The 13679-nt window shown below is 64.8% G+C and carries 12 protein-coding genes and 1 pseudogene; 7 read left to right on the forward strand and 6 right to left on the reverse strand.

Annotation, left to right across the window (positions count from 1 at the left end; genetic code table 11):
- Positions 1–65: 65 nt before the first annotated feature.
- Positions 66–577: pseudogene (locus AC1MLZ_RS05555) on the forward strand (2-oxo acid dehydrogenase subunit E2).
- Positions 578–607: 30 nt separating this feature from the next.
- Here AC1MLZ_RS05555 and AC1MLZ_RS05560 read toward each other — a convergent pair.
- The 3 genes from AC1MLZ_RS05560 to AC1MLZ_RS05570 form a co-directional block, all read right to left on the reverse strand.
- Positions 608–1624 (reverse strand): LLM class flavin-dependent oxidoreductase, encoded by a 1017-nt coding sequence (locus AC1MLZ_RS05560; RefSeq protein WP_480960757.1) that lies wholly within the window; start codon positions 1622–1624, stop codon positions 608–610.
- Between the two features lie 725 nt (positions 1625–2349).
- Positions 2350–2826, reverse strand: a complete 477-nt coding sequence (locus AC1MLZ_RS05565; protein ID WP_480960758.1) for an AtaL-like protein — start codon at positions 2824–2826, stop codon at positions 2350–2352.
- Between the two features lie 37 nt (positions 2827–2863).
- On the reverse strand, positions 2864–3727 hold the full coding sequence (locus tag AC1MLZ_RS05570) for an SDR family oxidoreductase (RefSeq protein ID WP_480960759.1): 864 nt from the start codon (positions 3725–3727) through the stop codon (positions 2864–2866).
- 119 nt (positions 3728–3846) lie between these two features.
- On the opposite strand from AC1MLZ_RS05570, the gene AC1MLZ_RS05575 reads away from it, so the two are divergent.
- Complete coding sequence (locus AC1MLZ_RS05575) at positions 3847–4740, forward strand: LysR family transcriptional regulator (RefSeq protein WP_480960760.1); 894 nt, start codon at positions 3847–3849, stop codon at positions 4738–4740.
- Between the two features lie 77 nt (positions 4741–4817).
- Here AC1MLZ_RS05575 and AC1MLZ_RS05580 read toward each other — a convergent pair whose 3' ends face one another.
- The gene (locus tag AC1MLZ_RS05580; protein ID WP_480960761.1) at positions 4818–5594 is read right to left on the reverse strand and encodes an SDR family NAD(P)-dependent oxidoreductase; all 777 of its coding nucleotides are present in this window, start codon (positions 5592–5594) and stop codon (positions 4818–4820) included.
- Between the two features lie 113 nt (positions 5595–5707).
- On the opposite strand from AC1MLZ_RS05580, the gene AC1MLZ_RS05585 reads away from it, so the two are divergent.
- On the forward strand, positions 5708–6682 hold the full coding sequence (locus AC1MLZ_RS05585) for a LysR family transcriptional regulator (RefSeq protein WP_480960762.1): 975 nt from the start codon (positions 5708–5710) through the stop codon (positions 6680–6682).
- Here the strand turns inward: AC1MLZ_RS05585 and AC1MLZ_RS05590 are convergent.
- A complete protein-coding gene (locus AC1MLZ_RS05590) occupies positions 6629–7225 on the reverse strand; it encodes a TMEM175 family protein (RefSeq protein WP_480960763.1) in 597 nt (198 codons plus the stop codon). The genes AC1MLZ_RS05585 and AC1MLZ_RS05590 overlap by 54 nt on opposite strands.
- Before the next feature lie 329 nt (positions 7226–7554).
- Here AC1MLZ_RS05590 and AC1MLZ_RS05595 point away from each other — a divergent pair, with 329 nt between their 5' ends.
- Positions 7555–8397 (forward strand): alpha/beta fold hydrolase, encoded by an 843-nt coding sequence (locus AC1MLZ_RS05595; protein WP_480961470.1) that lies wholly within the window; start codon positions 7555–7557, stop codon positions 8395–8397.
- A 57-nt stretch (positions 8398–8454) separates the two neighbouring features.
- Here the strand turns inward: AC1MLZ_RS05595 and AC1MLZ_RS05600 are convergent, their stop codons facing one another.
- Positions 8455–11364 (reverse strand): sensor histidine kinase, encoded by a 2910-nt coding sequence (locus AC1MLZ_RS05600; protein WP_480960764.1) that lies wholly within the window; start codon positions 11362–11364, stop codon positions 8455–8457.
- 308 nt (positions 11365–11672) lie between these two features.
- On the opposite strand from AC1MLZ_RS05600, the gene AC1MLZ_RS05605 reads away from it, so the two are divergent.
- The 3 genes from AC1MLZ_RS05605 (at position 11673) to AC1MLZ_RS05615 (ending at position 13678) form a co-directional block, all read left to right on the forward strand.
- Positions 11673–12278, forward strand: a complete 606-nt coding sequence (locus AC1MLZ_RS05605) for a M17 family peptidase N-terminal domain-containing protein (RefSeq protein WP_480960765.1) — start codon at positions 11673–11675, stop codon at positions 12276–12278.
- Between the two features lie 110 nt (positions 12279–12388).
- Positions 12389–12991 carry a response regulator gene (locus AC1MLZ_RS05610; RefSeq protein ID WP_480960766.1) on the forward strand — a complete coding sequence of 201 codons (603 nt, stop codon included), beginning with the start codon at positions 12389–12391 and terminating at the stop codon, positions 12989–12991.
- A gap of 105 nt (positions 12992–13096) precedes the next feature.
- Complete coding sequence (locus AC1MLZ_RS05615; protein WP_480960767.1) at positions 13097–13678, forward strand: helix-turn-helix domain-containing protein; 582 nt, start codon at positions 13097–13099, stop codon at positions 13676–13678.
- Position 13679: the final 1 nt, after the last annotated feature.

The following is a 13679-nucleotide window of genomic DNA, read 5'->3' on the forward strand; positions in this document are numbered from 1 at the left end:
CGGCGCATGATTCCTTGGTACGCTGGCGCAACGCCATTGCACAGGAACGCGCATCCATGACCGACATGCTCACGCATCTTTCCGGGCTCGCCCCCTTCCCCGACTATAATTTCAGCGAGTTCGGCGAGACCGAGACGGTGGCGCTGTCACGCATCCAGAAGCTCACCGGCGCGCATCTCGGCCGCAACTGGGTCGTGGTCCCGCATGTGACGCATCACGACGAGGTCGACGTGACGCAGGTCGAGGCGGATCGCAAAGCGTGGAACGACGCGCATCCAGAGGCAAAACTGACACCCGTCATCCTGCTCGTTCGCGCACTCGCCCACACCCTCGCGCAGTTCCCGACCTTCAACGCGTCGCTGAGTTCGGACGGCACGTCGCTGGTGCTCAAGACATACGTGACATCGGCGTGGCGGTCGACACGCCGAAGGGGCTCGTCGTCCCCGTTCTCCGCAACGCGGCCACGCGGCCGATCACCGACCCCTCACGTCGACGTCGTTGCTTCTTGAAACGACGCTCGTTTACGGCCCGTTTTAACGATCGTCTCCCACGTTCGGCTCGGCCTTCAACGTGCTGAACCAGGCGAAACGGTGTGACTCACGCCGCCTCAACGCCATCCGAGCGCTGGCGCGACATGGGTCAAGACGGACTCGAGCACATGCGCGTTATAGTCGACGCCAAGTTGATTCGGCACCGTGAGCAACAGCGTGTCGGCTTCGGCAATGCCCTCGTCGGCACGGAGCTGCTCGATCAGCTGCTCGGGCTCAGCTGCATAGGACCGGCCGAACACGGCACGCATGTTGTCGATCACGCCGATCTGGTCGCTGCTATCGCCGCGCCCGAAATAGGCACGGTCGCGATCGTTCATCAGCGCGAAGATCGAGCGCGATACCGACACGCGCGGTTCCCAGTCATGCCCCGCGTCCTTCCACGCCTGGCGATAGAGCCGGATCTGCTTGGCTTGCTGGACATGCAGCGGTTCGCCGCTCTCGTCCGCCTTCAGCGTCGAGCTTTGCAGGTTCATGCCATTCTGCGCAGCCCAGACCGCGGTGGCGTTCGACGACGAACCCCACCAGATGCGCCGTCGCAAGCCCGGCGCATGCGGTTCGAGCCGCAACAACCCCGGCGGATTGGCAAACATCGGGTTCGGGCTGGGTTGCGCGAATCCCTCGCCCTTCAGCAGATCGAGCAGCACTTCGGCATGCCGGCGGCCCATATCGGCGTCGGTCTCGCCCTCGGCGGGCGCGTAACCAAAGTGACGCCACCCTTCGATCACCTGCTCGGGCGAACCGCGGCTGATACCAAGCTGCAGGCGGCCACCGCTAATCAGGTCGGCCGATCCCGCATCCTCGGCCATGTAGAACGGGTTTTCGTAGCGCATGTCGATCACCCCGGTGCCGATCTCGATCCGGCTGGTCCTGGCGCCGACCGCAGCCAGCAGCGGAAAGGGCGATGCGAGTTGCTGGGCAAAGTGGTGAACACGGAAATACGCTCCGTCCGCACCCAATTCCTCGGCGGCGACGGCCAGGTCGATCGACTGCAGCAACACGTCCGAGGCAGACCGCGTGGCGGATTGGGCCGACGATGACCAATGGCCGAACGAAAGGAACCCGATCTTTTTCATGGCGCAATCCTGATGTTCATCGTCGTCAAAGTCGGTGACGGCGAGCTGGCTTCGTATCGCCTAGATAGGGTGTGGGTGACGTCGCGTCGCGGCAACGGCGGGAAACGCAGCTATTCCGTTTGCCGGCGCCGGTCTTTGTGTAACCATATGGCGGTCCGCCGTCCCTACTTGATACAAAAAGCAGCGATTGGACGTAGATTGTACCCGTGACGGCGCGGTTTTGCGGCCATATCTACACCGCATGGAAGATAGCAGCGAACCGTCGGAGCTTTTGAAAGCCAAGCTGGAACAGGCGCTCGAGCTTGCGGATAGGCTTGACCTTACCGTCGTAGGCGCTTGGATATCCAGCGCAATAGAAGCCTTATCCACCGTAGATGAGGGAGTCTCGCAGGCCGATGTAGGGAATGAGCGACAAGCAAAACGGTTTCCATAGAGGCTTGAAGCTCTGCCCTTTCGGAGGAACGGCGAGGCAGCCCCCTGAAATAGCTTCAGCGAGCCAATGAACGACTGCACCTGTACGCGAGCCGCTGTCGCGTTCGTCAAAAGAGTGCGCTTTCTGCCCCCCGCCGGCCAGTTCGGTATAGTGTTTTACGAATGACCGGGTTGCGGCGCTCGCGCAGGCTCGCGGTCTACCCGTGCGCTTGGACGGGTTGTGGTGCGTTCTTGCCAGGTTGCTGCCGGCAGCGGGACCGTGTCGGTTAGTCCCGCTGTTCGGTCGTCGGCGATCAGAGTTTTCCGTTGGCGAGCATTTCGCGGGTGCGCTTCAGCGTCGACAGCAAGGCGCTCTTGTACCCCTTGTCCTCGCTGTCGAACTGCGCCTGCTCGGCTTGCTCCTCTGGACCGTTCGGCGCTTTGCCGCGCAGGCCGATGTAGCAGTAAAAGCGAAGCTGCAGCGCGCCGGTTTCATCCTCGAACAACTCGTTGACGATCGCACCCTCGCGTGGTCCGGTGGCCTGGAAGAAGGTCACTTTGCGTTGCGGCTCAAGCGCGATGATCTCGCGCAGGTCAGCGCCCGCAATCGTGGCTTCGCGTACGAAGTGGGTCGCGCTCTCCTCCACGACGTCGCAGCGAGTGCAGAGGCCGGGCGGAAGGAACAGTCGCGCATCGCGGGCTTTTAGTTCAAGGCCCTTCCAGACCTGCTCTCGCGTGAGTTTAGTCTCGCCGTCCGGGTTCACCGGGACGCTGGCGGTCGAGTAGATCATGGCAGGTCTCCGTAACGGGATGGTGTCGCGCCGGTGCTCAGGCGGTGATCTGCGCGACGTAGTCGCGATAGGTGCGCAGCGGCCGGCCGAGCAGCGAGGTCAGTTTTTCGACATCGCCCGCGTCCGGCACCATGCCGTCCGTGATGAAGCGCTCGGCCATCAGGCGCATGTCGAGCGCCATCCAGCTCGGCATGAACTGGCGAAGGTTCTGTTCGAAGCCGGCGGTGTCATCACCCGGATAGGCGATCTCGCGGCCAAGGACGTCCGTCCAGATCGCCGCGGCATCGGTGCCGGTCAACGTGTCCGGTCCGACCACGTTGATGCGGTTGAGCGGCAGCGGGGTCGGCGACCGCTCGCGGCGGATCAGCTCGATCGCGGCGATCTCACCGACGTCGCGCGCGTCGATCATGGCGAGGCCCTTGGCACCGATCGGCATGGGGTAGATGCCGTAGCCGGTGACCACGTCCTTGATCGTGATCTCATTGTCCATGAAGTAGGCCGGGCGCAGGATGGTGGCGTTGGGGCCCATCTGCTCGATCATCCGCTCCACGCCGAACTTACCGGCGAAGTGCGGCACGTTCACGTAGACGTCGCTATGGATCACCGAGAGATAGACGATCCGCTCGATTTTGGCTTCGCGCGCCACCGCCAACGTGACCAGCGCCTGGGTGTACTCGTCGGCCACGACGCCGTTGAGCAGGAAGAGCGTGGACACGCCGGACATCGCCCCGCGCAGCGCGTCTACGTCGAGCAGGTCGCCCTGAACGACATCGACGCCCACGGGGAAGCTGGCCTTGGCCGGATCGCGGACCAGGGCGCGCACGTCGGCGCCGCGGTTGACGAGCTGCTCGACGACGTTTCGGCCGACATTGCCGGTAGCGCCGGTTACGAGGATGGTCATAGGGTCATTCCTTGATTGAGCGGTCCGGGTTGGGCCGTTTGCCTGTTACCAAATTAACGATCCACATTTGTAACGGTAGACCCTATATTTAGACAGACCGTCTTGCTGGTGGAACACACATGGACCTTCTCGCGCTCGCCGACTTCAATCTGGTCGCCCGTCATGGCGGGTTCGGCAAAGCCTCGCGCGCGGCTGGGCGGCCCAAGGCAACGCTATCTCGCCGTGTCGCCGAACTCGAAGCCAGCCTCGACGTGCGCCTGTTCGAACGCGGCGCTCGCGTATTGAAGCTGACCGAGGAGGGACGCGCGATGTTCGAGCGGACGAGCCGGCTGCTTACCGAACTCGACGAGACGGCCGCGTCGATCGCCTCGGGCGGGCACAGTCCGCGCGGCAGGCTGAGACTCAGCGCGCCTCTGCTGTTTTCACAGACTGCGATGGGGAAGCTCGCGGCAGGCTTCGCGCTGAAGTTCCCCGAGGTCCGGCTCGAGATCACAACCGAAGACCGATCGGTCGATATGATCGAGGAAGCCTATGATCTGGTGATCAGGGTCAACCCGGAACCGGACGAAAGCCTTGTCGGACGGATCTTCCTGCGCGACCGGCTGGTGGTCGTGGCAGCACCGGACCTTACGCTACCGACCGATGGCTCGGCCGTCCCGGTCGTCGTCCGCGGCTCCGCTGGCCCGGGAGACAGCTGGAACCTGACGACACAGACGGGAAAGTCCAGGATCGGCGTCAACCCGGTCCTGAGCCTTTCGTCGCTGGTCATGGTGCGGGATGCCGTGCGGATGGGCGTAGGTGCCGGACGCCTGCCGGTGTCACTGGTAAGCCACGATCTTGCAGTCGGGACACTGGTACTCTGGGGTGATGTGGAGGGGCCGGACATTGCCCTGTGGGCGCTCTATCCAAGCCGCCGGCTGCTGAGCGCCCGCGTGTCGGCCTTTCTCGAATACCTGCGCGACGCCTTTCCGCAGGGTACGCCCGACGAGCTTGCCGCCTATGTCGGGCGATAGGATCTACGTGACAGGGACAGCGGTTACGCGCAATTTGCCAAGACGATCGGCCTACCGACCGTGGCGATCAATTCCGGCTACACGATCGTGGGCGTAATTCCGCCATCGACCCGCAGTGCGGCGCCGTTGGTCGCGGCGGCCAGGGGGCTGGCGACATAGGCGACCATGCTGGCCACCTCGTCCGGCTCGATCATCCGCTGGATCAACGACGTCGGGCGGTCCTTGACGAAGAACTCACGTTCGATATCCGCGTCCGATTGCGAGGCATCGCTCGCAACGCTCTTGAGGAAACTTACGATCCCCTCGGACCGCGTCGTGCCGGGCATCACGGTGTTGACGGTGACGTTGGTGCCCTTGGTCAGCGCCGCCAGCCCGCGCGAGATGGCGAGCTGCGCCGTCTTGGTCATGCCGTAGTGGATCATGTCGGGCGGGATCAGCACCGCGGACTCGCTCGAGATGAAGATGATCCGCCCCCAGTCGCGCGCCAGCATGCCTGGGAAATATGCGCGGGCGAGCCGGGCGCCCGACAGCACGTTCACCTCGAAGAACCGGCGCCAGTCGTCGTCGGTGATCGCGCCGAACGGCTTGGATTCGTAAATGCCAAGATTGTTCACGAGGATATCGACCGCCGGAAGCGCCGCGACGAGTGCCGCCGCTCCCTCCGCGGTGGCGGCGTCGGCGAGGATCGCGCGTGCAGCGCCGACATCTGCGGCGGCGGCATCGAGCTTGACCTGATCACGACCGCAGATGGCGACCTCCGCGCCCTCGGCAGCAAGCCGACGAGCGATCTCAAGGCCGATTCCGGCAGTCGAGCCGGTGACGAGCGCGGTCTTACCGTTGAGTTTCAGGTCCATGCGACTGTCCTTGGTTGATAAGCTGGTGTCGGAGAGGAAGTTAGGGATGCAGTCCGCGCTTGATAATCGGGCGGTTTCGCACTTTACTGATGAAGCAATTTCACAGGTGACAGATGGACAATCGCGCGGGTGAGATGCAGGTCTTCCGGCGGGTGGTGGATACCGGCAGCTTCTCGGAAGCTGCGCGCGTGTTGATGATGACGCCGTCGACGGTCAGCAAGCTGATCGCCCGGATCGAAGCGCGGATCGGGGTGCGACTGATCGAGCGATCGACGCGGCGGTTGTCGCTGACCGCCGAGGGGCAGATTTATTACGAGCGGAGCCAGGTCATGCTGGCGGACCTCGACGACCTCGACCGGCAGCTGACGCAGGGCGCAGCGAGCCCCGGCGGTACGGTCCGGATAACCGCGTCGGTCGGGTTCGGCACGCTCGGGATCGAGCCGTTGTTGCCTGCCTTCTGGCACCTCTATCCCAACATCGTCATCGACCTTTCACTGTCGGACGATATCGTCGACCTGTATCTCGATCGGACCGATATCGCCTTCCGCATCGGCAACCTGCCGGACTCGTCGCTGACCGCGCACAACCTCGGCACCGCCCGGCGCGTCATAGTTGCGGCGCCGGAGTATCTGGCGCGACGCGGTGTTCCCGTCGAGTTCGGCGATCTTGCCGACCATGACTGCCTGGGCTTCAACTTCCGCCGAACGATAACGTCGTGGCCGATCGCGGATGGCGGTCGCGTCGTCGAGCGCGCGGTCAGGGGATCGCTGATCGCCAACAATGGCGAGACGGTCCGGCGGATGGCGATCGCCGGGGTCGGGCTGGCCCGGCTTGCCGACTTCCACGTGCGCTCCGACCTCGCCGAAGGACGCCTGGTCGAAGTCCTGCCCGGTCCCTCCGCGGGGGATGCGGAAAGCGTTCACGCGTTGTCGGTCGGCACGCGCGAGCTGCCGCGCAGGGTGCGCGCCTTCCTCGATTTTGCCGTCCCTCGCTTGCGCGCGTTCGTGCAGGACACGGATATTCAATCGAACGCGTCAGTCGGCCGTATCGAGCACGCGGATGATCCGCCGGTCGGGAATGAGCCATAGTCCGATGACCGAGACATACAGGCCGATCGCGATCCAGCGGCTGACGAACGCCAGCGGTACCGCCAGCGTGTAGAGCGCGATGCTGCCCCAGCCCTTCCAGTCCGCACCGATAGCGCGGGCGACCGCGGAGGTCTTTCCGTTGCAGGCGATGATCGCGCGTTCGGTCAACGAATAGCCGATCGCGGCGAGCCCGAGGACGATCCCGTAGGCCGCGGTCGCGCCTGCCGCGAACTGGCTTTCGTCCAGCCAGCGGATCACGAACGGCACCAGGCTCAGCCAGAACAGCAGGAACAGGTTTGCCCACAGCACGCGTCCGTCGATCCGTTCGACCGCCTGGAACATGTGATGGTGATTGTTCCAGTAGAGCCCGACGTTCACGAAGCTGAGCAGATAGGCCAGCAGGATGGGCGCGCTGCCCGCCAGTCCGCGGAGATCGCCGGTTTCGGGGACCTTCAGTTCCAGCACCATGATCGTGATGATGATCGCGACGACGCCATCGGTGAAGGCCTCGAGCCTCCCAGGGCCCATTCGACGTCCGCTCATCGCTTGCTTCATCCCCGTGCCCGCTCACTCGAACGTAGCGTAACAGGCCGTATTTGGAACGCCCACGGGCATTGGTTCGCGGCGGCGGAATATGTCAGTCCTGCGCAAAATCGGTTCTGGTTCGCCAATAATCGCTTGGAACAAGCGCGCATTGCCGGGCGAGCATAATGGCCGCAAACCATCAGGATACCGACATGCCAGATACCCCCCGCTTTCCCTCCAGGCGCACGATCGTCATCGGGACCGCCGCCGCAGCCGCGGCGACCTTGATCCCGGCGATCGTCTTTGCCCGCGCACCCCTTTCCCACCACGCAGACGGAGTTACCAAAATGAGCAGCGGATACGTCAAGACCAAGGATGGCATCGACATCTTCTACAAGGATTGGGGTCCGAAGAATGCCCAGCCGATCGTGTTCCACCACGGCTGGCCGTTGTCGTCGGACGACTGGGATACGCAGATGCTGTTCTTCCTCGCGGAGGGCTACCGCGTCGTCGCGCATGACCGGCGCGGGCACGGCCGGTCGTCGCAGGCCGATACGGGCAACGACATGGACCATTATGCCGCAGACGCATCGGCGGTGGTGGAGCATCTTGACCTGAAGAACACTGTGCACATCGGACACTCGACCGGTGGTGGCGAAGTGGCGCGGTATGTCGCGAAGTTCGGCCAGCCACAGGGCCGCGTCGCCAAGGCCGTGCTGGTCAGTTCGGTGCCGCCGCTGATGCTGAAGACCGCGAGCAATCCGGGCGGCCTGCCGATGTCGGTGTTCGACGGTCTGCGCAAGGCACTCGCCGACAACCGTGCGCAATTCTACGTCGATCTCGCGTCGGGCCCGTTCTACGGTTTCAACCGGCCAAGCGAAAAGGTGTCGCAGGGGGTCATCGACAATTGGTGGCGCCAGGGCATGATGGGCGGCGCGATCGCGCACTATGACGGCATCAAGGCGTTCTCGGAGACCGACCAGACCGCCGACCTCAAGGCGATCACCGTGCCGACGCTCGTATTGCAGGGCGATGACGATCAGATCGTGCCGTATCAGAACGCAGCCGTCCTGCAGGACAAGCTGCTCAAGAACGCCACGCTCAAGATCTACAAGGGCTATCCCCACGGGATGCTGACGACGCACGCCGACGTCATCAACCCGGATCTGCTCGCCTTCGTCAGGGGCTGACGGAATCGCCGGTGCCGGTGGGGCGGTGTCCCGCCGGCACACCCACCGCTGCTGGCGTCAGCGGTAGGCGACGCGTGCGGGCACGGTGATCCTGATCTCCGTGCCACCCCCTGCAACCGAATGGATTGCCAGCATGGCGCCAAGCCGATCGGCGCGTTCGCGCATGCCGACCAAGCCATAATGCCCAGGTTTGTGGCCAGCTTCCTGCACCTGCGGCGGAAGGCCCACTCCATCGTCCAAAACGATGATAGCAAGCTTGTCGGGTCCGGACCGGATCTGGATGGCAAGGTGACGCGCGCTGGCATGACGCACCGCGTTGGCGAGCGCCTCGCCGACGATCTGGGCGATCTCGTCCGCCACCGGCGCACAGACAGGACGTGCCGGGCCCTCCAGGGAGATGTCCCAAGTCAGTGGCGGCGGGACAATATTGTCGGCGACGGCCGCCAGCATCGACCGCAGCATGACGGGATCGACGTCCTCGCGAAGGAACCTGACCCGGTCGCGACCATCCAACAGGATATCGTCCGCCCGCTCCAACGCACTTTCCAGGCTTGCGCGCGCGCTGTCGCCGCGCGGCAGTTGCTCGACGACCGACTGGAAGCGCAGCATCAGCCCCTGGAACCCCTGCAAAAGCGTGTCGTGGAGTTCGCGCGCGATCCGTTCGCGCTCGGCAAGCTGGACCTCGAACCGGCCGCGGGTGCGCTCGGCGATGATCCGCACGCGGCGGCGATAGAGCAGCCACAACAGGGCAACCGCGACGCCGATGCAGGCTGCGAGAAAGAGGCGGGTCTGGTAGAAGCGTGGTGCGATCGTGAACGACACCGCCGCGCCTGCGCGGTTCCAGACCCCGTCGTTGTTGGCGGCGATGACGTGGAACCGGTACGAACCCGGACCGAGGTTGGTGTAGAGCGCGTCTCGTGCGTCCCCCGCATCGATCCAGTCGTGATCGGCACCTTCCAACCGGTATTTGAAGCGGTTGGCGGTCGCGTTGGTCAGGCTGAGCGCGGTATAGCGGATCTGTACGTGATTGGTATCGGCCGCAAACGCGATCGGGCCATTCCGGGGCGTTTGCTCCGCGCCACCGGCCTCCAGCGAGCGGATCTGCACGGGCGGGGGCAGCCGATTGCGCGACAGGCTCGCCGGATCGATCATCGCCAACCCCTTGTTGGTCGCGAACCACAATCTCCCTGCCGCGTCCTGGCCGATGTCGTTCGCCTCGACCATGTTCGAGCGCGCGCGGAAATCCTCCTGGTATCCGAACCGCTCATGCGGGATCGGCAGGCCGGGATGGGCGAAGGCCTTCTCCAGCGCTAGGGTCGGCATCCGGACGATACCGTTTGCTCCGATCACCCAGGTCAATCCGTCCGCAGTCTGCAACAGTCCGGTCAATCCCGCGAGAAACGGATAGGTCCGATCGCGCAGGGATGCGAGGCGCGTACCGTCATAGCGCGCCAGTCCCTGATCGCCGACTACCAGCAGTCCGTAGCGGGTCGGCACCCAGGTCGCGGTTCTGCCGGTAACCTGGTCCTTGCTGCGCCAGAGCAAGGTTGCGATCCCGTTGCGGAGGCGCGAAACCCCCTGCCCGATCCGTCCGAATATGACGCCGCCAGCGCCGTCGGAGCGGACCTTGTGAATCGACCCGCCCGGCGTCCCGGCGGGCTCTTCGACAGCGCGCAGCTGCCGTCCGACGAGGCGGTAGACATGGTCGATTCCCGCCCAGAACAAGCCGGCGGTGTCCATGGTGCAGGTGATCGACAACGGTCCGGCAACGGGCGTCGCCTTGGTGAGATTGCCGCTGGGATCGAGGTCTAGCAGGTGTTTGCCGCGCATGCCAATGACCAGCAGGCGGCGAGTGTCGCCGCACAACACGCCGATATCCCGTTCGGCAAAGACAAGCACGGGGTCGCCCGATCGGCCGATGCGGTACACGCCGGAAAGCCCAGCGACGAACAGGGTATCGGAACCGGCACCACCGACGAAGCCCGATACGACGGCCTCGGTCTGTTTCGGCTGGACGATGTTGCTCGGCGAAAGCCGGTCGAGTCCGGACTCCGTCCCAACCCAGATATTGCCTTCGCGGTCCTCCAGCAGCGCCAGCGTCAGGGCGGCGGTCAGTCCCTGTTTTTCGGTGAACAGCTCGACGCTGCCGCGTCCTTCGGGCCGCTGCAACGCCGCCGCGGATATCCGCCCCAGCCCCGAATCCTGTCCTGCGATCCACAGATTGCCATCGCGGTCGAACATGGAGCGTTCGACGACATAAGGCGTCGTGGCGGTGCCGATGCGATACGTCCGCTGATCACGTTCGACAGGCCCGATCCGGGTTCCGGAGCGACGCCAGACGGTGCCGTTACGGTCTTGCGCCAGCGAGGTGGAGGAACCGATCGGCACGCCCGTGTCTTCGAACCGCGTACCATCCGGCTTCAGGCGCAGCAGCCGCGGAACGAGCGACAGGTAGATGCCACTGGGCGTGCTCAGAATGTCGCCTGTTTCGCTCGAAGGCACGCCCTGAGCGGGACCGAACGACGTCCAGCGGCCATGCAGCAACCGGCTGAGCACGAGCTTTGTCATCGAATCACGAGCGACCCAGATCGCGCCGTCACGACCCTCGACGATGCTGTTCACGCCACCCACCGGAGCCCAGGGGTTTGCGTCTTTCAGGATGCCGCCGCGGACGACGGAGATGCCGCCAAAGTCGTAGCCGACCCAGATGTCGCCGTTGCGCGCCGCCAGCAATGCGGTGATCTGGGGCGAGCGGTACCGATCCTGGTCGACCGGCACGATGCGTTCGAAGGTGATGCCGTCGAACCGGTAGAGCCCGGTCGCGGTCCCGAGCCACAGATAGCCGTCACGCCCCTGGACGATCGCGCGGATGTTGCCTGGGGCGCCGTCGCCGAGAGTCCAGCGCGTATGCCGCAGTTGCGCGATGGTCCGCGTCGGATCCAGCGCCGACGCGCTGCTCCCGATCATGACTAGGCATAGGATGCCAAACACGATGCGGACGATCGCTCTACCGCGCTCGAGGCGTCTAAGGCTGGATCGTGCGATCAAGAGATGTACCCAGACAAGCTAACGATGCTCTACGTTGCGCTGCCGGAACGAACAAATGCAAGTGTTCTGGCCATTCCACAGCAACGGGGGGGTTGCGCCTCTCGGACCGGAAGGCGTTCCGTCGCCAATGCCGCGATTGTCCAAATTCGGTCAGCCCTGTCCACGACCCTCCGCTGCCCCGCTGTTACGCAGTGGCATAGGTCCGTATGGGACCGAGGGAGAGCAGGATGCCGATGGACGGCCGTGCCGACGACGCGGCGACGATCGGTGTGTGGCAAGGTGTTCGCATCGACGTGGCGCCGCGCGATGCAGTGAGCGTAGACGTGGCGGTCGCCAGTGCGGGCGTGTTCGTCCACGAAATCGGACGGGCGCGACCCGGTGGCGGGTTGGGAAACCTCGACGCAGCGCTTGGCGGCGCGATCACGCGGTTGCGCGCCGACGGCATTTTCCGCGCAGACCCGGACGACGTACTGACGTTATCGTCGCCTGCGCAACCGATCCTGGCGACCACCGTCCTGGCGATCGGCCTGGGCGATCCCACGGCCTGGAACCCGGCGACGATGCGCCGGGCAGTGGCGACCGCCGCGCGCGAGGTGATGCGGATCGAGGCGACGTCGGCTGCCTTCGCCCCCAGCCTGCTCGATAGCGGTCTCAACCCGGACGACTTGGCCGGAACCCCCGACGCCATGCTCGCAGGACTCATCGATGCACTGCCTCACGGCCCGCCTCACCCCGCCAGATTGTCACGCTGGGTGTTTTGCGTCGGCGCGGGACGGTTCGATGCGATGGTCGAGGTCTTTCGCGCGGCCTTCGATCGGCTCGCCGCGCGTTGATGGTTCGGCCGCCTGCCCTTGCCTTGTCGACGCCACGCAGCGCAGGGTATCCGACCAGCATCCCACCACCGCACGAGCCCGCCTTGCCGACACCGTCACGGATCCGCATCATGATCGTCGACGATCATCCCTTCCTGCGCGAGGGGGTGAAGGCCGTCATCGAAACGCAGGCGGATCTCGAACTCGTCGCCGAGGCCGAGTCCGGCGAACAGGCGCTCGCGCTGTATCCGACGCATCTGCCGGACATCGTCCTGATGGATCTGCAGATGCCGGGGATCGGCGGGGTCGACACCATCGCGGCGATGCGCGGCCACTGGCCGCACGCGCGGATCGTCGTGCTGACCACCTATTCGGGTGATGCGCAGGCGCTGCGCGCGTTGCGGGCGGGCGCAGCCGGCTATCTGCTGAAGAACACGCTGCGCAAGGAACTGCTCGACACGATCCGCTCGGTTCATGCCGGCGGCAAGCATCTCAACGCGCAGGTCGCCTCCAGCATCGCCTTCCACGTCATCGAGGACGCATTGACCGAACGCGAGATCGGCGTGCTGTCGCTGGCCGCATCGGGCAATTCCAACAAGCAGATCGCCGCCAAGCTGGCCGTCACGGAGGAAACCGTGAAAGGCCATATGAAGCTGATCTTCTCGAAGCTGGGCGCCTCGGACCGCACGCATGCCGTGACGATCGCCGCCAGGCGCGGGATCATCGAACTCTAGAACCGATCCCCGAAAGAGGGGTCGCGTACCGCCCCGGCCGGGGCGCAAGCGATCGATACGCTTGCGTTATGTGTCTTCGTACAGGTTGCGACGGAGACCCAGGCCTTGCTGCAGATCATTCCCGACGCCACGGCCCTGCCCCGCAGGTTCGTGCCGACCGTTGCGGCGAACCTTCTGAAGAACGCGTTCATCGCGCTGGATCACGATCCCCACGTCGCGCGCCAGTATCTGGAGCGATTGGCGACGATGTTCGACGACGCGCCGCCGGACGCGCTGCCCGGTGAGACCAACGTCGCGGCGCCGGTCCTGCACGGCGCGCCGGTGAAGGGCGGTCTCGCGCCATGGCAGTTGCGCATCGTCGTCCGGCATATCGAGGAGCGCCTGGGATCGACGATCAGCGTCGATGCTCTGGCCGGGGTGGCACGGCTGAGTTCCGGCCACTTCTGTCGCGCGTTCAAGGTGACGACGGGCGAAACGCCGCATGCTTTCCTGATCCACCAGCGCGTGCGCCGGGCGCAGACGCTGATGCTGCGCACCGACGATACGCTCAGCCAGATCGCCTATGCCTGCGGGCTGACCGACCAGGCGCATCTGAGCCGGCTGTTCCGCCGCGTCGTCGGCGTGACCCCACTGATCTGGCGCCGCACTTTCGGCAGCCGCGCTGAAACCTTTCCAACGGGAGAATGAC

Source organism: Sphingomonas sp. PEI4 (assembly GCF_056679955.1).

Bases quoted from the DNA above. Each gene is read 5' to 3' on its own strand.
- AC1MLZ_RS05580 (WP_480960761.1), bottom strand. From the start codon at position 5,594: ATGGACCTGAAACTCAACGGTAAGACCGCGCTCGTCACCGGCTCGACT.
- AC1MLZ_RS05610 (WP_480960766.1), top strand. From the start codon at position 12,389: ATGATCGTCGACGATCATCCCTTCCTGCGCGAGGGGGTGAAGGCCGTC.
- AC1MLZ_RS05565 (WP_480960758.1), bottom strand. From the start codon at position 2,826: ATGATCTACTCGACCGCCAGCGTCCCGGTGAACCCGGACGGCGAGACT.
- AC1MLZ_RS05575 (WP_480960760.1), top strand. From the start codon at position 3,847: ATGGACCTTCTCGCGCTCGCCGACTTCAATCTGGTCGCCCGTCATGGC.
- AC1MLZ_RS05585 (WP_480960762.1), top strand. From the start codon at position 5,708: ATGGACAATCGCGCGGGTGAGATGCAGGTCTTCCGGCGGGTGGTGGAT.
- AC1MLZ_RS05605 (WP_480960765.1), top strand. From the start codon at position 11,673: ATGCCGATGGACGGCCGTGCCGACGACGCGGCGACGATCGGTGTGTGG.
- AC1MLZ_RS05595 (WP_480961470.1), top strand. From the start codon at position 7,555: ATGAGCAGCGGATACGTCAAGACCAAGGATGGCATCGACATCTTCTAC.
- AC1MLZ_RS05590 (WP_480960763.1), bottom strand. From the start codon at position 7,225: ATGAGCGGACGTCGAATGGGCCCTGGGAGGCTCGAGGCCTTCACCGAT.
- AC1MLZ_RS05570 (WP_480960759.1), bottom strand. From the start codon at position 3,727: ATGACCATCCTCGTAACCGGCGCTACCGGCAATGTCGGCCGAAACGTC.
- AC1MLZ_RS05600 (WP_480960764.1), bottom strand. From the start codon at position 11,364: ATGATCGGGAGCAGCGCGTCGGCGCTGGATCCGACGCGGACCATCGCG.
- AC1MLZ_RS05560 (WP_480960757.1), bottom strand. From the start codon at position 1,624: ATGAAAAAGATCGGGTTCCTTTCGTTCGGCCATTGGTCATCGTCGGCC.